The following is a 24,102-nucleotide window of genomic DNA, read 5'->3' on the forward strand; positions in this document are numbered from 1 at the left end:
GTCGGAGAAATGGAAAGAGTTGATTGGTAAAGGGCACTAGGTGATTGAGAACTCTCAACAGGTGACAGGCAACCGGTGAGATGTGTCGGTGAACGCGGAAACCGTTTGATCCAGTGAGATAGCCCTCCCTCAACTAGCGAAGCGCTGCCAATTAGTCCCTTAAAGCAGTTGAATTGTGTCCCGTTATCGACAAACTTCGCTACGTGTCGGAGAAATATCTCGAGGTGATGGAGAAACTAAGAGAAATGTCGGAGAAACCACTCCCGATGTCGGACAATCATCCATACGTGTCGGAGAAAGCATTCATCTCCTGGCCGGTGAACTAGCCCTCACTAAACAAGCGAAGCGCTACCAAATAATCCCTTAAAGTAGTTAAATTGTGTCTCGCTATCGAGAAACTCGGCTATGTGTCGGAGAAATGCGAAGAGTTGATTGGTAAAGGACATTAGATGATCGAGATCGGGCTCCAAGTGACCGGCAACCGATGGGATATGTCGAAGAACACTGGCTCACCTACTACCAGTTGCATTAAAATTATGCCTTATGTGCGCTATGTGACTTCGCCATTATAAATAAACTATGTGCTTATTGACTAAAGGAACTAATGGTGTAATAATACACTAAATAACACAAATATATATTTGTTGAATTTGTTGAGAACTATAATTATCTTGGGTCCCTTGGTTAATTTCCTTAGTAATTGCTTTGCTGCAAGAGGAGTTCGGATATGTACCATTAATAAGTGCCATACCAGAGAACTTGTATGTAATTGCGATCTCCTAAACTGTAATTTATTCCGATACTTGCTGCCTGTATATAATGCAGTCGAAAGATCACCTCCAACATTCTTAAGATGAAGCGTAGCAACTCGAGAAAAACAGAGGATGTGCGGTTAACTATCTAATGTAAGAAAAGAGATTATGAAAACCTAAAATGTCGCATAGAAACAAAAATTTCATTGGCTAGGAGAGGGTTTAGGTGGCGGTTTTATTATCAGCAATGCTGCTCGTTGTACTCGTATTTTTAACTTTTATTGCCTTCTGCATGGCGATGATGAATGGAACGGCTTATCACATACCGTTAATTATTGTATTCCCGACAGTCTTATATTTGGTCGTCTCCTTATCCTTAAACAAATTCTTCACGACGCGTAAAAGGATCTTCACTTTCATCGGCATTGCTAGTATCGCACTTGTGATAACAGGCTACGTACCACTTCGGGAAGCACACACTGAAAGCATTAGGATAGTAAACGAAGAAGTAAATCCAACGTTTTACCAGCCATTTAGAGAGGATTCTAAACTTGCTCAACTTAAAACACCAGCATCGTTGAAACTCCAGGAACCGCTGCCGAAACTGGATGGCGAGACTTGGCTGTATCCCATGTATGCTGCTTTTGTAGAAGCTGTTTATCCTGAAGGGGAGTATCCTTCGTATATGAAAGATGGTCTCGTAATGGGGGATGGTGGAGGCTATTCGTTTACGCATTTGATCGAGGGCAAGGCGGACTTGATTTTCACCACTGCACCTATGAAATGGCATTATAACAAAGCAAAGGAAGCAGGGCTTGAACTGACAGTGACGCCGATTGGCAAAGAAGCATTCGTATTTTTTGTGAATGAAAAAAATCCGGTGCAGAACTTGACGACTCAGCAAATCCGAGAGATCTATGCGGGGACTACCGAAAACTGGAAAGAAGTAAGTGGACAGGATATGCCGATTATCGCATATCAGCGGAAAACCAACAGTAGGAGTCAGAAGGCGTTAGAGCAATTCATGGAAGGCACACCGCCGATGAAGCCCGCGACCGAGGACGAGTTTGAAGATGGGTACGGCATCGTTCAGCAGCGTGCAGAGTACCGTAATTATAAAAATGCGATTGGATTTTCGCATCGATTCACAACGTTGGAATTAGTGGAAAAGCAAAAAATCAAGCTGCTGAATATAGATGGAGTGGCACCGACCAACGACTCGATCCGCTCAGGTGAATACCCGCTAGTACGTGAATTTTATGTCGTGACAGCAGGTACGGACAATCCAAATGTTCAGCAGTTCATCGACTGGATGGTGTCAGAAGAAGGACAGCGCCTGTTGGAGAAATCCGGCTACGTTTCGCTACGAGAAGGGAACTAAGGAACAACAGAAAAGTACATGGAACGAAATTCGATTGCCTGCACAATATAGATATGACTTTTGAGTATCTTGGAAATCGATTATGAACCTGTTAAAAGGAGTTGTGATCCAATGAAAAAGTCAACACTCATACTATCTCTTCTATTATTTGCAAGCATCGTCACTGTATTGTATTTGGCCGTCGATCGTTATAACATCCGTTCGTCCTCGCCTAACTTTGAGGACCAAGTGATTTTAGGGGAAATGACCATGATGGTGCTGGGGAATAAACAGTATCAGGACATTGCATCCAAAGAAACTGTCTATGCCATCAAACAAGGAGTAAGCCGATTCAATGGGGGGGACCCGGCTTCCATGGCAACCTATGTAGTGAGTGTCGTAACCGATAAACAATCCTATATATTTACATGTGTAGATCAAGCATGTACGGATGTATCCAATAGAAGTTGGAATTATTCCAGATACATAGAGAATGATCCAGTATTACCGTTAGATATAGTTGAATGAACCGCGCACCCTATAGGAAAACGCAGTGATTACCTCGAGACGTTCCGTATATCATTTTCTGAATCTAGAACTCACACTGCCACGGGTGCATAAAATCTACACGATACTAACGTTTCAATGAACAATTAAACGCATAGCAGACCGTCTTTCCTCTAGTAAGCGGGAGTGATGGTCTATTTCTTTTGGGATGTAAGCATCCATTTTGCCACCTTATATCACAGGTTTTCTTACAGACGAAACTGGCAGCCTCGCTTCTGGATTCTATCTTACTGGAACTTTTCTAGTCGCCGGATTCATTGCAAGCTACTTCAAGGATGAAAGCAACCGCCCAAATGTAGAGGATGAAGAGACAGCAAAAGCATAATCTAAAAACCCCTGTCTACGCCTCCAATGAGAAGTAGATAGGGGCAACGATGTGAAATTCAATTCATTACCTTATGAAATAGCGTGCTCAATTTCTCCCACTGAACACATACTCTTCACCAAAACTTCCAGCATCAACGGCAGACGCACAAACGCACTCTCAATATGAAGACGTTCCGTACGTTGATGGGCATCTTTACCGAATGGTCCGACATTGAGTACAGGTGCATCCAACTCCGTCATAGCTTGAAATGGAATACTATATGTCTTCCCCCATACAGGCGTGTTGTGCTCATATGCAGTCCAACCTGTTGCAGTCCCAGTGTAATGGACATAACTTAAATCACATATGCCGTTGAAGTAATGGATTTGATCGACATGAGTCCCTAACTCTATCGCCGTTTTCTTCATCAAGTCAATAGAGTTGATCACTAAAGGATCTTCTGACGTGTTCACCGCTGGATAATAAGGAGGAGCAAACATTAATACGTTTGCAGGCGTCAATTCTTGGCATTCGATCAGCAACGCATCTGTAATCTTGAAGCATTTCTCTCGATCGTCCAGCTCCTGATCCAGAACCGCATCCGTAATCATCGATTCTACAGCCTCTGAACCAAGTTTCGATTGTGCATACTCCAATAATTCCTCGTAACGCATGACGCGCACTTCACCGACTGGCTCCGCTCCTTCCCGTTCGCAAATCTGTTGATACGATGCATTACAAGCATCCATCGCTTGACGGGCGACGTCTGAAAACAGCTGCATGATTTCTGAAGCATCGCGATCCATCAGAAATACGTTATATAAAGAAGCTGCACGATAAGGCGTTTGCGTTGAATAGGACGTCTTCAAATCCTTCAGCTGCAACGAGACGGGAAGAGGGGTGGTTTCCCCGTAATTCGTCTCTTTGAACAACGGATTGAATTCCATCTCCTGAGCTAGAAACGATGAGATATACGTTGCTGTCAAACCTTTCAACGGCTCACCGACGTGGGTTTCTTTTCCGTAAAACAACGCAGCGGGCATGATTTTTCCAATCGTCCCTGAATAGATATACTCTTTAGGATCTCCTGGTTCTTGTGAAAATGTCGGTTCACTGTTCAAGAAAAGCTTGTAAGAAAGACCATACACATCACGCATGCGGACGAGTTCTTCTACAGCTGTCCGCATCCCTGCTGAATTCACTTCTTCGTCAGGAACCGTCAGCAAGACTAGATTGATCGGCCACTGCTCGAGTGATGCTTTTTCAATAAGTGCCATGTGAAGGGCTAACCCCATCTTCATGTCCATCGTGCCACGCCCGAATAAGTAGTCACCGGACAATAAGTCGTTCCGTGCATCCTCCGGAAGTTCATCCGCCACTTGGTGGAGCGCGGCAGTCAACGCTTCAGGTTGGAATGCAAGCGGTTCCATTACACCGTATTCTTCTGTCCATACGGTATCGAAATGGCTGATCAGCACAATCGTATCTGTGGCTGAAGGATTCTTGTAAAGCGCAAGCACGGAATTTCTTCCGAGGCCAGCGTCCTGGAGCTTCAAATGCTCAGGATGGTGTGTGAAATATGCCAATGTCCTCAGTTTTTCCGCAACACGTGTAGAAAACGTGCATTCCCCATCCGTAGTCGTGCGGCTGTCCCAGCTAACGAGTTCGTTCAGTAAACTTCTCAGTGAAGCGGGTGTATTCCATTGTGAAGTACTCATTCTATAGCCTCCTGAATTGAAATGTCATTCATCATTGATTCACTTCTGCGGGTTCGACCGTTAATGTGCCATCCGCGATGTGCTTCTTCTCGAGTCTCACCTTATAAAAAATCATACAAGCGGCAAAGAAACCGATACCGTATCCCAACCCGATACGCTGTGATGGGTCAAACGCTAGGAAAATAAGGATGATCAAACAGAACGAGATACAAGTAAGTGGAACTAAAGGATAAAACTTCACCCGATACTGGAGATCTTCCAGTTTTCCGCCTTGTTTCAAGTAGCGTCTTCTGAATAATAGCTGGGACGTTGCTATGCCCATCCACGAAATCGTGACAGCAATTGCAGCGATGGACATGAGCAAAACAAACACTGCATCCGCTTCCATAACGCTTGTCAGAAGGGAGAGTAACGAAAATGCCATTGTGAAAATCAAAGCATTCAATGGTACTTTCCGTTTAGTCAAACGACCGAAGACGGAAGGGGCCATACCATCATTCGCCATCGACCATAGCAAACGGGTTGATGCGTATAAGCAGGAGTTTCCGACTGATAGAATGGCAGTCAAGATGACGAAGTTCATAATACTTGCAGCATAAGGGACACCGGCAAGCTCCATCAATGTGACGAATGGACTTTGCATCAAACCGAGTTCAGAAGAAGGGAAGATTGCCGATAGGACAACAATCGACGCGATATAGAACACGACGATTCTGAAGAGGATCGTCCGGATCGCTTTCGGGATATTCTTCTCCGGGTTTTCAGTTTCACCGGCAGCAATTCCGACCAATTCAGAGCCTTGGTAGGAGAAGATGACATTCATCATCGTAATGAATACAATTGCAATGCCTGCCGGGAATAGTCCTGAAGGTGCCAGGTTCGTTAAATGCGGCGTCGGTTTTCCGTCTAGAGGAATCCAGCCGATGATCGCTGCAGCTCCGATGACGATAAAGGCAAGTACAGCGATAACTTTAATGCTCGCAAACCAAAACTCCGCTTCCGCAAACCCTTTCGTTGTGAGGGCATTCAATGCAAAAAGTAACACCATGAATACGGCGCACCATATCCAAACAGGCGTCTCTGGAAACCAATGCTTCATGAGAATTCCTGCAGCAGTGAATTCCACTCCTGCGGTTGCGGCGGACCCTACAAAATACATCCAACCGAGGGAAAAGCCTGCAGAAGGGCTGATATAGCGGGAAGCATACTTTTGAAAAGACCCGGTCACTGGCATGTAGACCGCTAGTTCGCCGAGACAGGTCATAACCATATACAAAATGAGACCGCCAATCAGATAGCCTACAAGTGCGCCTCCAGGTCCTGCTTGGTTGATCGTGTAACCGACGTTTAGAAATAATCCTGTTCCGATTACACCGCCAAGTGACAACATCATCAAGTGGCGGCTTTTCATGGAACGATTTAATTGAGGTTCTTCCAGGTTTTTCATGGGTTTCCCTTCCTCTCGTTCGGATATAGCGCTGGGTTCTTTAGAAGCGAAGCGATAGACAGCTTAGGCCGCCATCGTGCTTTTGAACTTCAGACATGTCCAATTCAATTGTTTGATAGCCAGCTTCAGTGAATTTGCGATTTGTTTCCGGGAAGCCGCTTGGAATGATCACATAGTCATTCACACGGATACAGTTCGCCGAATACTCATCTTCCTTCCCGATGACAATCTTTTCATAGGAGTCAAATGCGGGATGATCCACGAACTCCCCTGCAACGACTAATTGGTTGTTTCCGAGGTAGGCAATCCCTGTTTTCAAATGGAAGAACTCTTTCAAAGGGATAATTGTTGCTTCGTATCCTTCCGACTCCAAGATTTTCTTGAGCTGTTTAGCGCCTTCTTCGTTCGTCCGTTCAGAGATGCCAATGTAAAAGTGATCTTCTGCCTGTAAGACATCCCCGCCATCAAGCGTTCCAGGGGATTGGATGAAATAAAACTTGTTGTAGAACTTTTTAGTGATGGCTTCGATTTCAACGGTTTCCGCGTTTCTCGATTCCGCTCCGGGGTTTGTGATCACTGCAAAATCAGAAGTCAATACAGCCGCGTCTTCCACAAATGTCGAGTCTGGAAACTCTTCACTTGCTTCGAGCTCAGTGACAGTCACTTCACACTTCTTCAGTGCTTGTACATATGCATCATGCTGCTTTAGCAACAGTTCATAATCCGGCTTTCCTAAATCAGATGTAGTAAGACCTTCCAAATAACTTTTACCGGGTTTTTTGACGATTACATTCGTGAACATTGCACTCTCTCCTTTTCAATAGCGAATAGTTTTTATCCTCGTACGACTGGGCAAGTCAAACATGTAGGTCCGCCTGTACCGAGAAGACTGATTTCTTGTCCTTTATAGGCGTGTACAGTTGCACCTGCCGCCTTCAATTGTTGTATCGTGTAAGCGTTCTCTTCTGTCAGCACACAAACACGAGGGGCAAGTGCCAGCACATTACAACCTAACGTGTCATATTCTTCTTTCGGCACTTCGATCAGCTTGAACCCCTTCTCAAGCAACAGCTGGCGGAGGAAAACGGGCATCAATGGTGAATGGACGACAGCGAGATCTTTGTCCACGATACTCAGGAAGGACATCAGATGCAGACATTCTTCCTCACCTTGGTCATGTGGGAGCTGGACGACAATGAATTCATCCACTAAGTCAACTGTCATTTCTTTCAACTGGCGAATCGCTTCGTCATTCGTCCGGTAGCCTCGTCCAACGAGTAATGTCCGGTCATCCAGCCATACGATATCCCCGGCATCAGAAACCGCATCGCCTGTAAGTTCTCCGACAATCGGAATTCCTTTTTCTGTGAGAAACTCTTTGAATACCGCTGCTTCAGGCTGGCGAAGTTTTTTGCCGGATTTTAAGATAAGTGCACCAGCTGGAGTGAATTTCACTGGATCGTGGGCATAAATTGAATCCAAACCGACTGTATCGCTTGAAGGAAGATAGTCAATTTGAGCACCTTGCTGTTCGATGATATTTATCAATTCCGAAAATTCAGCGCATGCTTCTTCGAAATTCGGTTCTTTTAGGTAGTTGAACGTCTTCCAGTTTTTTGAGAGATGTTCTTGAGACTTGAAAGCATCCGTAGGCTGTTTCATAATCACATGCTTTAGTGGGCTGTACATTGAACTGTTGTATCTCATTATTCCGCCTCCTTTTTTCCGACTAGTGGAAAGTGTTTCCGATGAAAGGAAACCTTATCTGTTAATATATTCTGAGTATGGTATAATGTCAATGTATTTTGAACATTATTTAAGAATTTACTCTCATAACTAGGAAGTGAACTTATGCAGTCAATCGATCGGGTCATGCAGCTTGCCAAAATTTTAGCAAACGAGAATACTTCTAGTGGCATCTCAATCTCTGATCTTGCTAAGGAATGTGACTTAGCGTTGAGCACGCTCCATCGCATCTTGAAATCGATGGTGAAACAAGGTCTCGCTGAACAGGACACGGATACGAAACTTTATAAATTAGGCCCCGTATGGATGGAATATGGTCTTCGCGCATACGATACGATGGACTATGTATCGTCGATCCGACCGGAATTGGATCGGCTCAGCAGGGAAGTGGAAGAAAGTATTTACTTGAGTAAATGTACGGGGATGGAGGCGATCATTATCGAGAGGATCGATAATGAGAATAACCAGATCCGGATGTATGACAAGCTCGGTCTGCGGATTCCTATGAATATAGGAGCGGCTAACAAAATCATGTTAGCGTGTATGCCGGATACACAATCGGAGACTATCATTCAGCAGCTTGTGCCGGAAGATGAGCAAGAATCGTTCAAAGAAATGTTGGAAAAGATTCGAAAGCAGGGCTATGCAATCAGTCACGGAGAACGGACTGAAGGTACTTCATCAATCGGAGTGGCTATAGTAACTCGTTCAGGAGAAGTGATAGGTGCAATCAGTATTGGATGTGTAACATTTAATCTTTCAGAGGAGAGACTGCAGACGATGATCGAGAAAATCCTAGCTGCAAAGGAACGGGTGTCTGAAAAGATTGGCCGCCGCAGTTAACGAAAAAATGCCATTATTAAAAGCAGAAGAGGAGATGGTACCATTTCCTCTTCTGCTTTTTCGTTTAAGCATCTGATTATTTAGTTAGCAAAGCAAGAGGAACGTCGTAATAATCCTGTCGCTCCTGCTGTACAAATCCGATTCGTTCATACAACTTCAGCGCATTATCATTCTGCGTTTCTACATCCAGCTTTATAATGTTTCCAGTAGACTGTTCCTGTTTGACAACCAATTGCAGTGCTTGACCGCCGTAGCCTTTTCCTCTGCATTCAGGCAGCACCGCAAAGCCTGAAAGGTAGGATTCATTCGGATTCCGCATGACGCGTATCTTACCGATGGGGCTTCCATCGACTTCGATAATGTACCTGCGCTCTCTTTCACGGGACAAGCGTTGGTTATAGTAGGCTTCAGCGTCTTCTAATGAAAGGGAGAAGGCTTCAGCATCCAAAGCGGTTTCAAACGTTTTGTCTTCCAGAGTAGCCTCTCGCAACACTATGTCCTTCGAGTCTGCAAGCTCTTTCGGATTCCAATGCATATGGAACTCTGAAAACGAATAGTCGCATGATTGGCCTGCCATCCATTCTTTTGCGGATTGTGATGTCCCGGGCGCATTGAACAGTACTTTTGTGAACCCTTTTTCCACAATCGCTTGTTGTGCCTTCATCCAAAGATTTGAAAAGTGTCCATTCCTGCGTTCACTTGGCTTTACCATACCGCATACTTCGACGGTTGAACCGAATCCGTATAACGCTAAATAAGCGATGAGAACATTCTCTTTCCAAACAAAGAAATCCAAAGACTCTTCTCTTCGATCCCTAAGCATTTCCCAATTCAATTTCAATTCGATCTGGTCGTGCTCTTCACATTGGTGTTGTAAATGTTGAATTCCTTCAAGCTGTTGGACTGTTAGCATGTTATGCCTCCAATAGTTATTGTTTTTCAGCGGATTGTTCCGGTTTTACCGTTACGTAGAATAGAATTAGTAAGAGAATAGGGAAGATCCATAATGCAAAATGATAGGCTGCGCTGTACAGCATCATAATGTTCAATACATACAGGCTCACAAATATGGAGCTGCATAAATAGATTGCCGCAGTCAGTTGTTTCATATCCTCATTCACCTCTCCTATTATTTACTGAATAGTATATCATAACCAACTTATGCTAATTACGCTTTCAATCATAAAAAATAACGTGACAAAGCTATGTGATATACTGATCCAAATGAATCTTAATGAAAGAAGGGAACCGTATGAAAAAAGATATGCGTTATATATGTTACCCATTCATGAGAGAATCCGCGTCTACGGTGGATTTTGAAATTCGCACGGACTCGTTGACGACAAGAATAGGAGAAGCATTGTCTTTAACCGAAGACATCGAAAAGGTCCAAACCGATCTTCGGTGGCTCCAACCTCTTGCGTATCACTTAAATGGTTCCGTCCGCGGAAAACTAGCAATCTTCCCAGAAGACTTACAGCGTCTAAGTGACATATATGATGAGTATGTCGAAGAACTTGGCGATTTACTCGAACAATTTGTATTGCCCCAAGGAACGCATGCCGCCACTGTACTTCACGTATGTCGCAGTGAGGCAAAGAAATCTGTGCGTGCCCTTCATAAAGTGTCGTTAGAACGTGAAGTCCCTGAAATCCTTTTCGATTTCGCTCAACTGATGGCGAATGTGTTATTTGTGATGGCTGTGTATACAAATAGAGCGCTAGGCTGTGACGAAATTCCGTTCGTCAGTAAATCGTATCCCGCATGGAAGAAGAAAAAGAAAACCGACTCGGTGAAGTAGTCCTTTTCTTCTGACACAGCAAAGAAGTATTGATGATTCAAATAGCCGCGGCAACATGACATAAGAACACCTTATGCTATTCGTTCGTAACAATCGAATTACCTTATCTGACGCAGAGAGGTATACTCCAGTCAGAAGGGAGGCGAGTGAGAATGGAGTATATCTTACTCTTTTTCACAGGACTGATTGCAATGATGCTTGGAACGCTTGCGGGCGGAGGTGGCCTCATTACCATGCCCGCGATGCTGTTGATGGGAATTCCGATTCATTCTGTAATCGGGGCAAATAAGATCTCCACGACAATCAGTTCCTTCACTACGTTCCTCACTGTTCTTTTGAAAAAACAGATTACCCTCCGTGAATCGTGGTGGATTCTTCCAGTTTCGCTTGCTGCGGGCACGCTAGGTGGTCTCACAGCGACTCACATTGCAGAAGCAACTCTTTACAAGATTGCAATCGTGTTACTGATCGCTGCCTTTTTCTTATCATTTCTTTCTAAAGCGGACTTCGCTGGTCAAGCCATTCTGCATCCATCGAAAACAGGTGTAGCTGGACTCATCGGAATCGGGTTATATGACGGATTGTTCGGTCCAGGTCAAGGGACGCTGCTGCTCTTTTTGTTCAATCAGTTGCGTATTTCTTACACGCGTTCTATTGGATTCATGCGTCTTGCTACATTTTCGAGCGGATTGGGAGCTGCCATCAGTTTTATAGTGATGGGGAAAATCATTTGGCCAATCGCTCTCGTACTTGTACTCGGTTCCCTGTCAGGTGCTCAAATCGGCGTGCGTATTGCGGAAAAACTGAACCCGAAGCACGTGCGCATTCTATTGCGTTTCGTCATTATTGGTTTGATAATCCAATTGATTGCAAAAGCCTTACTGAACTAATGAAAAACGGAAGCAGCCGATCCCATTGCCGCTTTCGTTTTTTTATCGTATAGATCATCTCTTCTGAGTTTTTGCAATTGCCTTCCATCGTTTCCGCTCAGCAATTTGTGCTTGCGTATTCGTCTTACGTTCCAGATAGGCAATTTCCCGCTGCAGTTTAAGGTAACTCATGAAACGGTCTTCAGCGAGAGAACCGTCTGCCAGCGCTTGTTGAATCGCGCATCCTGGCTCCGATTTATGGCTGCAGTCATTGAATTTACATGAAGCTGTAAGTGCCTCGATATCTGAAAAGCTGCCTTCAATGCTCTCGCTATCGTTCCATAGTTGAAATTCCCGCATTCCCGGTGTGTCGATTAAGACCCCTCCGGCTGGCAGCGCAATGAGTTCCCGGTGTGTCGTTGTATGGCGGCCTTTTGCATCGTCTTCGCGGATCGTCTGGACGTCCATAGTGGCGTCCCCACAAATGGCATTGACCAAAGACGATTTCCCCACACCTGAAGAGCCTAATAGCGCTGCGGTTTTACCATCTTTCAGCAGAGCGATGACGTGATCGATCCCAGCGCCCGTTTTACTGCTGACTGCGAATACATCCGTGCCGAATGCAATATTACTGGCTTGGTCGATAAAGTCTTGTGGTGTGTCACACAAATCCGCTTTTGTTAACACGATGACAGGTATGGCGCCGGAGTCGTAGGCAGCGACCAAATAACGTTCTAGTCTTCTTGGGTTGAAATCCTCGTTCATGGAAGTGACGAGAAAGACGATGTCAACGTTTACCGCAATGAGTTGTTCAGTCATGGAGTCCCCGGCAGTTTTTCGGGAAAAAACTGAAGTTCTCGGAAGGATCGAATGGATGATGCCGCGTTCTTCACCAGGCATTTGCTCGATTGCGACCCAGTCTCCGACAGCTGGATAATCACGCCGGTCGATCGCACGATGAAGTAAAGAGCCGGAGCAGACAGCGAGCCACTCGCCTAGTTCAGTAACGACCCGGTACATATGCTTATGTTCCAATGTCACGCGTCCAATCTTGCCTTCGCTTGATTTGAAATTTTCCTGATGTTCAATCCAATGAGTTTGATGAAGTTCGTTCCAGCCGTAATTTTGTAATGTGTTCAAATGATTTCCTCCTAAATATGGGCATATAAAAAAGCATGGGGTCCGTGGATCGGACTCCATGCTTTCACGCGCATACCAGAAGAAACATGCCTGATCTTAAGGCATGGCAGGTGAAAGTATGGGTCCGATCCAAATTGCACTTGTCAAGTTGAAGTTTGCCATAGTAATCACCTGCTTTCTGAAAGTTAAATTCATCATATAGGAGAAACGTTTTGAAGTCAATGAATTTTTAGAATACATATTCACGTTTTTTAACGGCTGGGAATTTTAAACAAAGTGCGTTTCTCGGCACGTGCAAACGCAATACGGCAGTGAACTATGATACACTTAATCTCACTAGTAAACTAATTAAAGCAATAGATGAGGTGACTCTATGAAGTCTTATATAGTAAACATAACAATGGTTCACGTTGAACCAGCGGTAAGGCGAAGAGTGATTATGCCTGCAGGTGCGACGTTTAACCGTCTCCATGAAATGATTCAGCAAATGACGAATTTTGAAAGTTACTTTACGGATCAGCCGTATCACTTTTTTGAAGTGGAAGTGGATGGCTTGTGCATCACAGATAATCCAGTTCGGCGCGCTGAACTCAAAGGTTCTAAAACGCTGACTCCGAAATTGCCGACCCGGGTGAAAATCGATACGTACTTGGAGAAGCACAAGCAGCTTATTTATACGTATGATTTGGGGGATGACTGGCGCTTTTTAATTGAGCTGGAAGAAATCGTAGACGATTATCACTTCGGCTTTCCGACGCTGTTAGATGGGGAAGGAACTGCACCGCCTGAAGATGTCGGGGGACCGCCAGGATTTTCATCGTTCTTAGCGATTATGGAGGATCCCAAACATCCCGAACACGATCATATGAAACAGTGGGTTTCGAATGCGAGATACGTACCTTATGATAAAAAAAGGATTAATGATGCATTGAAATTCGTTAAATATAAGAAAACCGAATGGGACAAAATCGATCACAATAATTACATAATCATTAGCGATCCGTACCGTGAATCTGAAGTATCCGAGGAACAGGAACCTGCAAAACCGAAAAAACTGGAGCCTAAGAAGCCGGCGGACCATGGTCTTACGAAAGAGCAGCAAGAAGACGTGGAACTGTACATCAAAGCGATGACCCGATTGTATGGGATGGTGCAGTTTGAGCAAGTCGTCACCCTGTACAATTTACAAAACGACCTTAAAATCACGGTTGGAAACTTGCAAGACCTCCTCGCTTCAGGTGAGCTGGATCCAAGCTTGCAGAAAGAAGATATTCTCTATAAAGATGCGGTTTTCCTAGGCCCTAAACTTGCGGGGATCGTCCCGGAACAATTTGTAAGGGAAACGATCGAGAAACCGTATTATCAGCCGCCAAAAGAACAGTTGCTGCGTTATGCGGATCCTGGATATTTCGATCAGACGACAGAATTACTCCATTTGGAGAAACTATTCCAGAAGGCGAGCATTCCCCAAATCCAGATCGATCGGATGCTTCATACGTTCATGGAGGGACTTTCCAAGTGGCATGCGAATTTTATGGAAGTCATCGGCAGACTGATGGCGCAAGCAGGACCGTTATCTGAAGAACAAGTGAAACAGATTATCCCTGTTGCGATCAACGTGGCCAATACAGTTCGTCTCATTGAAAACAGGGGACATACCCCTCAAGAGATGTTCGGATTGGAACGTTCGGAAGTGAAGCCGTTGACAGAGCAGCCTGCTGCTTCTGAAGTGAAGGTCGGACGCAATGATCCATGCCCATGTGGCAGTGGGAAGAAATATAAGAAATGTTGCGGATGATAACCAGTTGAATGATTTTCAGTCAAAAAAGAGCACACAGACAATCGTCGTCTGTGTGCTCTTTTTCATTTTTTGTCAGTTGGACGTTGAGGCATTTCAACTCCAAGTTCTGCTAATTGTTGTTGGGCTTCTTCACGGGTCAGCTCACCAGATCGTTCTTTTTCAAGAATGGTCATCGCTTCTTTTTTCACATTCTCATCGAGTCCGTCAAAAAGTTCACCTTTTTCGCCGGAAGGAGGTTGTCCATCAGGCTTTTGACCTTTTTCAAAATTGTTGCCGTCCGAACCGCCAGGCATCCCGCCATTAGGTGCACCGTGCATATTGTTCTTCGCTTCCGTAACCCCGGACTCATTCATCCAAGTGACGGTATCGGTAAGTGTGACACTGACTGTCTCCTTTCCGCCACTATATGTGCCATCTTGGTATAGCCCATTTACAGGCGTTCCTGTAGACTTTCCTCCTGAGAATAGGGAGTACGTTTCATTCTTTTTAAGGTCAGGACTGCTGATGAATACCGCCTGATAGTCTTTTGAAGGTGCAACAGTCGCGATGGCTTCACCCGTACTGTCTTCCAGATGGATGAGCGTTCCGGCTTTTTGCACTTCGGAATAGGTCATCAGGATACTAGGCTGCTTCGAACTGTCGGAACTCGCCATTGCCATCCCGGCACTTCCTGATGCAATGAGAATCCCGCCATCCATCTGGAAGGTTTCGTCATAATCCAATGCACCATCCCCGTCTGACATGGGGCCTTCTACAAGAACAGTACCGCCTGTCATAGCGATCGAACCATTTGCATCCAATCCGTCTCCATTTGCATTCACGGACAAGTGTCCGCCTGAAATCGTGAGTAACCGCTTAGAGGAATCATTATTCGGATCGTCCGTCTCGCTAGTACTGGAGATATTCACGCCATCGTCTGTCGAGTTCACTGAAATCGTCCCGTCAGAAATCGTAATCGCATTGCCTTCGATTCCTTCGTAGCTTTTCAAAATGTCTATTTTTCCACCGGACAAGGTGACCTGCCCATCTCCATGAATACCGTCATCCCCAGTTTCCAATGTCAGCGTCCCTCCGGAGATCGTTACATCCCCGTTGCTGTGAATGGCATCATCGGAAGCGTCGACTTGAATGGACCCGTCAGTGATTGTAATGGACTGAGATGCTTTCAATCCTTTGCCTGTCTGTTCCTTAGAGACTTTCTCGGGAGAAGTGGAAGTGGAACCAGGAGGGGCTTCCGCTTTTTTACTCACTGTTTCTGGACTGCCGCCACCCGCAGCTATCGTATAGGTTCCCCCGTTAACAGAAAGAGTGTTTTTCGCCTGGATTCCCTCGGCACCAGCAGTGATGGCAATCGTGCTGGTTTCCAAAGCGACATTGCCTTTATCGTCCTCTTTACTATTGGTTGCTTTGATGCCATCACCGCCTGAAGAAATTGTGACGTTTCCATCCTTGATGGCTGCCAAGTCCTTCCCGATGATCCCATCATCTTTTGCTTGCACCTTCAATTGAGCACCGGCTATTTTCAGCTCGTCTTTGCTGAGGATCCCATTGTTATAAAGTCCCTCTACAGTCAAACTACCGGATCCGTTTATGGACAAGTCATCTTTACTGAAGATGACAGCATTCGGATCATCTTCTCCGGTTTTCTCATATTTGGCCCCGTCTTTCACGCTGTTTTCAGTTCCTTTTGCGAGGGTCAGAATGGTTTGCTCCGCTTGGATGATGTTGACCGCAGCTCCATCTTCATTTGTGACAGAAACCCCATTGAAAATGAGATGCACAGCAACTTCATCCTCAGCATCCACAACGATCTGGCCGTTTGCCGAGTTTCCCGATAATACGTAAGTTCCACCCGCTTTAATGGTCAAGACTTTCCCTTCGAATGAAACCCAATCTGTTTCATTGAAAGTTGCACCAGAGTCGGTGAGCTCGATTGAAGTCGCATTAGCAGCATCCCACTCTGTATTCAACTCGTCTTTTGTATAATTCACAACTATAGCTGAATCTGTTTTGGCAGAAGAAGCAGCATCTGTCTGTGGGTCTGTGGATTGTGAGCACGCTGTAAGGATTGCAGTAGAAACCATACATGCAGCGATGCCGGTTTTCCATTTTCGTTTTGTCATGTTCATACCTCCTGATCTCTTTGACTTAGTTTCGCATCCAAACCTTAACCTTTCCTTAACCTGAGAAAAGTTTTGCAATTTCATATGGACTGGATTACTTTTAAGACAGTTGAAGAAAGGGAGACCTGAACCATGAAACTTCTCATTATAGAAGACGATCGGAATCTATCCGCAACGATTCGGGAGACAGCTGAAGAATTATTTACAGTCGAACAAGCCTTTGATGGGGAAGAGGGCCTGTTTCAAGCGGAACAGAATATTTACGATTGCATCTTGCTCGATATTATGCTGCCCTACATGAATGGATATGAAGTATTGAAACGGTTACGGGAGTCGAAGATTCAGACGCCTGTCATCATTTTGACCGCTAAAGATGGGATTGACGATAAGCTTCACGGATTTCGGGAGGGTGCGGATGACTATATTGTGAAACCGTTTCATCGGGAAGAATTGATCTTTCGATTGAAGGCGGTAGTTCGGCGTTCAAGTGGAAGAAGTGAGGATGAAGTTGCAGTATTTCATGAGCTCACGCTCGATCTCAAGAACAGGACAGCGAGGATTGGCGATACAGCTGTCGTATTGAACGGGCGGCAATTCGATCTGATGGAATACTTATTGCTGAACAAAAATTCCATTGTCACGAAAGAACAGATTTTTGATAGGATTTGGGGATTCGACTCGGAAACGACGGTGGCAATTGTGGAAGTGTATGCAAGCAAACTGCGTAAATCCCTAAAGCCATTCCACTACGATAGATTCATCAAAACCTTCAGAGGGCTTGGGTATATGCTCTCGGATGAGGAGGAGCAGGATGGCTAAACAGTCACTCGTTTGGAATCAGCAATTCCGTTTCATGTTGCTGAACCTGCTGTCATTTACGATTATATTCACGTTGTTTGGAATTATCATCTTTTCACAAGTACGATCTACGCTATTCGAGAAAACAGACAGGGAGCTGCTATCGTTCCGGGAAATGGTGGAAGATGGAATAGGGAAACCGGAAGACGGGGGACGACCTCCTATGAGGGATGAACCGGATGGGAATCGCCCCAATCCACGCATCATCGAAATTAGGTGGAGTGGGGAAGGGCGGATTTTGAATCCTGAGCAGCTAGGGACACAGTTGTCTGATAGTGTTTTTACTAGCTATAAGCCGAACTTCAGTAAACTGGATATCATTTCGGATATCACAGTATCGGGTGACTACGACTTCCGCTCTGTCCTATTTCAAGAAGGTGCTGACTCGACTCGTGGACACTACACCCAACTGCTCATTAACACAGATGCAGAACAGACAATCCTTGAAAATTTCGGGAAACTGCTTGTTCTTTGCTCCACCATTTTCATCGTCCTATCTTTTACAGCAAGCTATTTATTGTCAAAAAGAATGATGAAACCGATTATCCGTTCCTGGAAACGGCAGACTGAGTTTGTAGAAAATGCTTCCCATGAACTCCGCACGCCGTTGACTGTGATACAAAATAAGTTAGAGTTGTTGCTGCGTTCACCGAAGCAAACGATTGCAGACAAATTCGAACCGATTGCGCTCAGTTTGTCTGAAACGAGACGGCTCTCCAAGTTGACAGCGGACTTGCTGACGCTAGCACGTGCGGATTCGTCTGAAACCCAACTCGAGAAAAAACAGATTTCTCTTGACGACTTCATCCGATCTGTCAGTATTCCCTATTCAGAAATTGCAGAGTCCCAGGATAAGATATTCAGACTCGAACTAGTTGGGGATCCTAAGATACAAGCTGATGAGGTACGTCTTCATCAGTTGCTCGTCATTTTGCTGGACAACTCATTGAAGTATACAAGTGAAGGGGATTTGATTGAAGTCCGGATGAAGGAAGTGGGGCAGACGGTCACACTAGAGGTAGTGGATACGGGAATCGGTATTCATCCTGAAAATGTGAAGCGCGTATTCAACCGTTTTTTCCGGGAAGACGAAGCCCGTTCCCGTGAAACGGGAGGATCCGGCATGGGGCTAGCGATTGCTGAGTGGATTGTGCATGCACATGGGGGATCGATACAGGCGCTAGTGAATCAAGAAGACGGGACGACAATTGCGATCACTTTACCAAAAAACTGAGAGCAGCCGCCAGATAGATACTCTGGCGGCTGCTGTTCATTATTCTACGTTCGTTTTCAAGTCAGTGAGTACTTGGGAAAAAATCCCGAAAAACCGGTCGATTTCCTCGATGGTATTGTAATGGACGAGACTGATCCGGAGTGCACTTCCGCCATATGGGGCAGCTAATCGTTTCATGAGATGAATGGCTAAATAGTTCCCTGTCCGTGCTTCGACCCCTGCATCATTCAATGCGTGGCCCAAAGAGTCCGTCGCAATTCCTTCGATATTGAACGAGAAAACTGGCAGCCGTTCTTCAGATTGTTCAGCAGTTTTTCCATATAAGACAACACCCTCCACGTCTGCAAGTTTAGCGAGGAAGTGATTTGTGAGCTGCTGCTCGTACAAATGGGCGAAATGCATGGCACCAGCGATATTACGACGAGAGGGACGTGTGGAAGCAAGCCGGGTTCTATCCAGCGAAAGACCATGATCTTCAGCATCTTTCGTCACCTGCGCTAAGTACTCCATCGAGCCGATGAACCCTTCAATGCCTTCATGGTTCTGTGATCCGACTTCAAAGAAATACGAGTCTTTCTCCAATTCCTTCTGAATACGCCACCCTTCCAACCGCTCAAGCCGCTCCCGGTTCACATACCCGAATCCCATATGGGGACCGAAGATTTTATAGGTTGAAAATGCTGCGAAATCGACGCCGGCCGTCTTTACATCCATCGCCATATGGCTCGCAGCTTGCACGCCGTCTGCCACAACGAGTGCACCCGCAGCGTGAGCCATCGCTGTGATGCGCTGCATGTCATGGATTGTTCCGGTTGCGTTCGACGCCCATCCTGCTGCGACGATTTTCGGTTCCAATTCAAGCAGTTTTTCATAGTGATTAAAATCCAAGTTCCCTTGTGTATCGACATTCCATAAGTGGACGTGGATATCCCGTTCAGCCAGCTCCAGCCACGGTGTCACATTTGCGTGGTGATCCGCTTCTGTAATGATGATATGATCGCCTGCCTGCAAATCTCTTCCTAGATGGTGCGCGAACAAATGGAAGAAGTTTGTCGCGTTTTGACCGAACGCGATTTCCGTATGGTCTGTTGCACCGACTAAATCGGCGGCCAATTGCCGAGCATCGACAATCGTTTGCTGCATCTCCGCTGTACGCGTAAAAATCGTCCCTTTTTGCGCATTGCGATGGATATAATAATCCGTAACGCGGTCAATGACGAATTGCGAAACTTGCGCGCCTGCCGAATTGTCGAAAAACAGGACAGACCGGCCTTTATAAGAGTTTCCGAGACTTGGGAAATAGGTGCGTGCCTGTTCGAATGTTTGTTGGAGTGCTTGCTCGTTGTTCATCGGATCATCCTCTCTTTGAAAAAAGTATATCATGAATGCAGTCTCCCACATACGAAGGGCGTATCAGTTAAGCGATGGTTGTTTTCTAGTATAAGCTCTGAATCTGCAGCCTCGAGAGGCAATCGGAAAGCGGTACTGGGAAATTCCATGTACCGCATCCAGTCCTAAGCGCGGGTGCATTGTAAGGAAAAAAACTGCAACATCGGGTACACTGAAATCAGTAGGAACTCGATCGTGAAAAGGAGATAGGACATGGAAGGGAACAACAAGGACACCTCTTTGCTGGAAGCTGTGCAACAAGCAGATCATCCACGTATAGCGCAATTACTCGAACAAAAAGCGGATGTTGAAATGACTGATGATTTGGGGCGGACACCGTTAATGCTTGCTGTTCAAAAGAATGATACGGATGCAGTCGCCCAGTTGCTCGAGGCGGGGAGTGACCCGAATCATCGGGATATAACAGAATTGACACCATTCATCTGCGCAGGGGCGAATGGTTTCACAGCTTCGTTGAAACTGATGGCAGAAGCTGGTGCAGACGTGACGAGTGTGAACCGTTTTGGCGGGACTGCTTTGCTGCCGGCAGCTGAAAAGGGCTATTTACATACGGTTGAAGCGTGTTTGGCAGTAGGTGTTCCAGTCGATCATGTGAACCACCTTGGATGGTCCGCGTTGTTGGAAGCTGTGATTTTAGGAGACGGGGGAAGGCTGTATGCAGATGTCATCCAGACATTGTATGACGCGGGGGCTTCTGTTCATCTCCAAGATTTTGATGGGAAATCAGCGGTGTATTATGCGGATGAACAAAAGCAGGACCGCGTCTTAGGTATACTGACAGATACGCTCGAAGATCCGCAGCATCCAGCGGTTATTGAAGCGAAGTCATTGGCTGCACATCACAATTGGTCAGCCGCTTCACAAACTGTTCAAGCAGCACTGGAGTCTGATGGAGATAACTTGGATCTGTTATTTTATGCAGGTTTTTACCTAGCTGCGCAAGTCCGCTTTGAAGAGGCTCTTGCGCAGTATAGCCGTGCGTTGGCCGTTGCACCTGATGCTCTGGAGTTCTATTTCTACACGGCTTATTGTTACAGGTTGATGAACCAAACAGAAAATGCGCTCCAGGAGTTCGATAAAGGCGCGGCATTGTCTTCGGAAAACCCGTTTTACCACTATCATAAATCGAACTATTTGCGTGAACTTGGACGTCACGAAGAGGCGGTCGAAGTAATGGAAGAACTCGTCGATCGACATCCATCGCGCTATGATTTCTGGTTCCATAAGGCGAATAGTTTACGTTCACTAGGGAGACACGAAGAAGCGATTGCGGCGATTGAGCACGCCATTGAATTGCAGCCGGATAATCCGCTTTATGCGAAACATAAGGTTCAGTCTGAGCGACTGATGTCGTAACTATGAATTTGTTGATCTTTGCCGGTATCTCCCGGGAATCCCTCATATGCAGCAATCGAGGGACTAATCGGGTTGGATATAGGTGGCGATCACGTATAAGCTGAAGGGAAACCAGCATGATTTTTTTCTATAAGTGCCACTTCCATGATAAACTATTCGAAAGAACACAGGATTGGAGTACACCAACTATCATGAAGAAACATGTACTGATCTATGGCGATGTCTTCGTCGATCATATCGCCGAAGACGAAACCAATTCATCATTTACTACCTATTTGGGCGGAGCAACTGTCAATGTGGCAGCGGGCATCGCGCGATTAGGTGCACCCGTAGCTTTCATCACTGTAACGGGGAACGATGAGACTTCTGAATTCGTGCGCGCCGAGCTTGCGAATGAGGGGGTTGACTTGACCGCCGCTATCCTCAAACCTGAAAAACGCGTGAATGGCGTATACATACATCTAACGTCAGATCACGATCGGGTCTTTGCGAGTTACCAAAACGAAACGCCGGATATTCAAGTAACCGCACATGATTTGCGGAAGGAAACGTTTCAGCAAGCATCGATTCTTCATATCTGTTCAGGGACGATGTTCCATCCGATAGCTCTTGAAACGACGCGGCGGGCGGTACAGCTTGCGAAAGAAACAGATACGCTCGTCTCTTTCGACGCGAATATACGGCCCTTACGATGGGAGAGCGAAGAAATCTGTCGAGAAACAACAACCTCTTTCTTACAGGATGCCGATCTTGTCAAACTGACAGAAGAAGAGCTGACATTCATGATGGATACGGAGACATTTGAAGATGGCGTATCCAGGCTTGGAACATTGGCAATCCCTGTAGTCCTGATTACCAGAGGCGAATTAGATACGATTGCCATCATTCACGGCGAACAGTTTCAAATCCCTGCTGAGAAAAAGGAACCAGTCGATACAACTGGAGCAGGAGATGCGTTCATGGCGGGGATATTACGTCAGCTGCATCTGTATGGCTATCCGGCAAATGTTTCAGAGTGGAAAGAAGTAATCCGGTTCGGCAATCAGATGGGAGGGCTTTGTGTGACAAAAATGGGTGCACTGTCTGCAATGCCTTGTTTAGAGGAACTGGAAAATGATATTTAAAAATAGTTATTTCCGCCAGTCAAGTATATTTAATCGAAATTAAAGCATAATAACTATTATCCAAAAGATAACTTAGAGCTTTTTTCAGACTTCTGGAAAGAGTTTTTTTATTTGTTTAAACGTCAAAATATTTTCGGGAAGTGTTATACTATGTTAGTTGGACATGTCGTGGATTATTAAGTACGTGCATCACAATAAAAGAAAAGGTGGAACTTTTATGGACAAGACAAAAAGTAAGCTTCATTACGCGTGGTGGATTCTAGTTGGCCTCTGTTTAATGGTCGGACTTGGAAAAGGCGCGCTCAATAATACAGCAGGTCTATTCATTACTCCGGTTGCCAAGGATTTAGGAGTCGGAATCGGAAACTTGACGCTTTACCTAAGTATTTCTTCAATCGTCACATTGATTTTCTTGCCAATCGGCGGGAAGATGATGGCGAAGTATGATATCAAAGCACTTCTTATTGGTGCAATTGTACTGCAGGCTGGCGCATTTGCTGCATTCGGCTTCATGAAAGCAGTATGGGGTTGGTACCTCCTCTCGATTCCTTTGGCAGTAGGTGGCGTGTTCATCACTGTTATTGCGGGTCCGGTTCTGATCAATCAATGGTTCAAGAAAAGTAATGGACTTGCACTTGGAATCATGGGTGCTGCTGCAGGTGCACTTGGTGCGATCTCCCAACCTGTCGTAGGTAATCTCATTGCGAGCAGAGGCTGGAGCCAGACATATATTATCGTAGGTGTAGCAGTTTTAATCATCGTCATTCCGGTCATATTGCTGCTTATCCGAAAATCACCAAAAGACAAAGGATTACAACCATATGGCGCAGCAGCAGTTTCTGCAGACGGTGAAGCAGCAGAGGATTTGAATGACAAGGGGATTGCACTGGCAGTTGCAAAAAAATCGGGTGCATTCTATGCGTTGACACTCTTTTTCTTCCTGATCACTGCAATCGCAAGTTTCTCGATTCACATCCCGACGTTCCTTGCGAACAAAGGATATTCTGTTGAATTCTCTGGAACCGTTATGGGAATCTATATGATCGGTGTATTACTAGGCGCGCTGATCCTAGGTGTACTTAGTGATAAAATCGGTTCTAAAAACACGTCATTGCTCGCAATGGTGCTTGGTATTCTGTCAATCTTCATGTTACTGTTCTTCCCTGACAGTGCGACACTCATTACAGTTGCAGCCGGTATTCTTGGTTTCATGGCTGCTTCGATCGGTACGCTTGCACCAACGCTTGCATCTACACTGTTCGGCAGTAAAGACTATAGCCAGATCTATGCAATGGCTTCCCTTGGTCTTGCAGTTGCATCCATCATCGCATTGCCGGCATATGGGTATATCTATGATTTCACGGGCACATACACACTCGTCCTATGGATCATTGTTGTGATGTTCGTCATTAACATTCTGGCAATCCTTTATGCATTCAAGAGTAAAAAACAACTGGTCGATCAAGGTCACTGGAACTGATCGATCCCCGGTTCCATATTCATAAGTGGGGAATTGTAAACGAATCTACAAGAACTTAAAAAGCTGCTAGCGTGTCTGGACATAGACATGGTACTGACCTAAAAAAGTGAGACAAATAAAAACACCTTACGTTGTAAAACGGGTATTGAACCTTAATACATCAACG

The 24,102-nt window shown here is 45.4% G+C and carries 21 protein-coding genes; 12 read left to right on the forward strand and 9 right to left on the reverse strand.

The window, feature by feature from the left end:
- The first annotated feature begins 978 nt into the window (after positions 1–978).
- The 3 genes from H9659_RS13260 to H9659_RS13270 all read left to right on the forward strand — a co-directional run bounded on the left by H9659_RS13260 (position 979) and on the right by H9659_RS13270 (position 3,004).
- Complete coding sequence (locus H9659_RS13260) at positions 979–2,133, forward strand: PstS family phosphate ABC transporter substrate-binding protein (protein ID WP_191691378.1); 1,155 nt, start codon at positions 979–981, stop codon at positions 2,131–2,133.
- 111 nt (positions 2,134–2,244) lie between these two features.
- Positions 2,245–2,640, forward strand: coding sequence for a hypothetical protein (locus H9659_RS13265; RefSeq protein ID WP_191691380.1), 396 nt, complete (start codon positions 2,245–2,247; stop codon positions 2,638–2,640).
- A 202-nt stretch (positions 2,641–2,842) separates the two neighbouring features.
- Positions 2,843–3,004, forward strand: a complete 162-nt coding sequence (locus tag H9659_RS13270; RefSeq protein ID WP_225217840.1) for a hypothetical protein — start codon at positions 2,843–2,845, stop codon at positions 3,002–3,004.
- 71 nt (positions 3,005–3,075) lie between these two features.
- Here the strand turns inward: H9659_RS13270 and H9659_RS13275 are convergent, their stop codons facing one another.
- Genes H9659_RS13275 through H9659_RS13290 form a run of 4 tightly spaced genes read right to left on the reverse strand, consistent with a single transcriptional unit; the run spans position 3,076 to position 7,858 of the window.
- Entirely contained in the window at positions 3,076–4,704 is a 1,629-nt protein-coding gene (locus tag H9659_RS13275) for a M20/M25/M40 family metallo-hydrolase (RefSeq protein ID WP_191691383.1), read from the reverse strand.
- A gap of 31 nt (positions 4,705–4,735) precedes the next feature.
- Complete coding sequence (locus tag H9659_RS13280; RefSeq protein WP_191691385.1) at positions 4,736–6,151, reverse strand: amino acid permease; 1,416 nt, start codon at positions 6,149–6,151, stop codon at positions 4,736–4,738.
- 40 nt (positions 6,152–6,191) lie between these two features.
- A complete protein-coding gene (locus H9659_RS13285; RefSeq protein ID WP_191691387.1) occupies positions 6,192–6,953 on the reverse strand; it encodes a dimethylarginine dimethylaminohydrolase family protein in 762 nt (253 codons plus the stop codon).
- A 32-nt stretch (positions 6,954–6,985) separates the two neighbouring features.
- Positions 6,986–7,858 carry a dimethylarginine dimethylaminohydrolase family protein gene (locus H9659_RS13290; RefSeq protein ID WP_191691389.1) on the reverse strand — a complete coding sequence of 291 codons (873 nt, stop codon included), beginning with the start codon at positions 7,856–7,858 and terminating at the stop codon, positions 6,986–6,988.
- 144 nt (positions 7,859–8,002) lie between these two features.
- Between H9659_RS13290 and H9659_RS13295 the strand changes: the two genes are divergently transcribed.
- The gene (locus H9659_RS13295; RefSeq protein ID WP_191691391.1) at positions 8,003–8,740 is read left to right on the forward strand and encodes an IclR family transcriptional regulator; all 738 of its coding nucleotides are present in this window, start codon (positions 8,003–8,005) and stop codon (positions 8,738–8,740) included.
- Positions 8,741–8,816: 76 nt separating this feature from the next.
- Here the strand turns inward: H9659_RS13295 and H9659_RS13300 are convergent, their stop codons facing one another.
- Positions 8,817–9,653 carry a GNAT family N-acetyltransferase gene (locus H9659_RS13300; protein ID WP_191691393.1) on the reverse strand — a complete coding sequence of 279 codons (837 nt, stop codon included), beginning with the start codon at positions 9,651–9,653 and terminating at the stop codon, positions 8,817–8,819.
- 16 nt (positions 9,654–9,669) lie between these two features.
- Positions 9,670–9,849: a hypothetical protein gene (locus H9659_RS13305; RefSeq protein WP_191691394.1), complete on the reverse strand. Its 180-nt coding sequence runs from the start codon at positions 9,847–9,849 to the stop codon at positions 9,670–9,672.
- A 143-nt stretch (positions 9,850–9,992) separates the two neighbouring features.
- On the opposite strand from H9659_RS13305, the gene H9659_RS13310 reads away from it, so the two are divergent.
- Positions 9,993–10,541 carry a hypothetical protein gene (locus H9659_RS13310; protein ID WP_191691395.1) on the forward strand — a complete coding sequence of 183 codons (549 nt, stop codon included), beginning with the start codon at positions 9,993–9,995 and terminating at the stop codon, positions 10,539–10,541.
- 152 nt (positions 10,542–10,693) lie between these two features.
- Entirely contained in the window at positions 10,694–11,431 is a 738-nt protein-coding gene (locus H9659_RS13315; RefSeq protein WP_191691397.1) for a sulfite exporter TauE/SafE family protein, read from the forward strand.
- 54 nt (positions 11,432–11,485) lie between these two features.
- Here H9659_RS13315 and rsgA read toward each other — a convergent pair whose 3' ends face one another.
- Positions 11,486–12,550, reverse strand: a complete 1,065-nt coding sequence (gene rsgA / locus H9659_RS13320; protein WP_225217841.1) for a ribosome small subunit-dependent GTPase A — start codon at positions 12,548–12,550, stop codon at positions 11,486–11,488.
- 373 nt (positions 12,551–12,923) lie between these two features.
- Here rsgA and H9659_RS15690 point away from each other — a divergent pair, with 373 nt between their 5' ends.
- Positions 12,924–14,348, forward strand: a complete 1,425-nt coding sequence (locus tag H9659_RS15690) for an IS1096 element passenger TnpR family protein (RefSeq protein ID WP_191691400.1) — start codon at positions 12,924–12,926, stop codon at positions 14,346–14,348.
- Between the two features lie 65 nt (positions 14,349–14,413).
- On the opposite strand, the gene H9659_RS13330 is transcribed toward H9659_RS15690, so the two are convergent.
- A complete protein-coding gene (locus H9659_RS13330; RefSeq protein ID WP_191691402.1) occupies positions 14,414–16,474 on the reverse strand; it encodes a carbohydrate-binding domain-containing protein in 2,061 nt (686 codons plus the stop codon).
- A 132-nt stretch (positions 16,475–16,606) separates the two neighbouring features.
- Between H9659_RS13330 and H9659_RS13335 the strand changes: the two genes are divergently transcribed.
- Positions 16,607–17,293, forward strand: coding sequence for a response regulator transcription factor (locus H9659_RS13335; protein ID WP_191691404.1), 687 nt, complete (start codon positions 16,607–16,609; stop codon positions 17,291–17,293).
- The gene (locus tag H9659_RS13340) at positions 17,286–18,566 is read left to right on the forward strand and encodes a sensor histidine kinase (protein WP_191691406.1); all 1,281 of its coding nucleotides are present in this window, start codon (positions 17,286–17,288) and stop codon (positions 18,564–18,566) included. The genes H9659_RS13335 and H9659_RS13340 overlap by 8 nt, the downstream gene beginning before the upstream one ends.
- A 39-nt stretch (positions 18,567–18,605) precedes the next feature.
- On the opposite strand, the gene H9659_RS13345 is transcribed toward H9659_RS13340, so the two are convergent.
- Positions 18,606–19,949 (reverse strand): aminotransferase class V-fold PLP-dependent enzyme, encoded by a 1,344-nt coding sequence (locus H9659_RS13345; protein ID WP_191691408.1) that lies wholly within the window; start codon positions 19,947–19,949, stop codon positions 18,606–18,608.
- A 219-nt stretch (positions 19,950–20,168) separates the two neighbouring features.
- On the opposite strand from H9659_RS13345, the gene H9659_RS13350 reads away from it, so the two are divergent.
- From H9659_RS13350 to H9659_RS13360, 3 genes are all read left to right on the forward strand, one after another.
- Complete coding sequence (locus tag H9659_RS13350; RefSeq protein WP_191691410.1) at positions 20,169–21,332, forward strand: tetratricopeptide repeat protein; 1,164 nt, start codon at positions 20,169–20,171, stop codon at positions 21,330–21,332.
- Between the two features lie 191 nt (positions 21,333–21,523).
- Positions 21,524–22,456 carry a carbohydrate kinase family protein gene (locus H9659_RS13355; protein WP_191691412.1) on the forward strand — a complete coding sequence of 311 codons (933 nt, stop codon included), beginning with the start codon at positions 21,524–21,526 and terminating at the stop codon, positions 22,454–22,456.
- Between the two features lie 217 nt (positions 22,457–22,673).
- Positions 22,674–23,936: an MFS transporter gene (locus H9659_RS13360; protein ID WP_191691414.1), complete on the forward strand. Its 1,263-nt coding sequence runs from the start codon at positions 22,674–22,676 to the stop codon at positions 23,934–23,936.
- Positions 23,937–24,102 lie beyond the last annotated feature (166 nt).

It is taken from the genome of Sporosarcina gallistercoris, from assembly GCF_014836415.1.
GTDB classification, from domain to species: Bacteria; Bacillota; Bacilli; order Bacillales_A; family Planococcaceae; genus Sporosarcina; species Sporosarcina gallistercoris.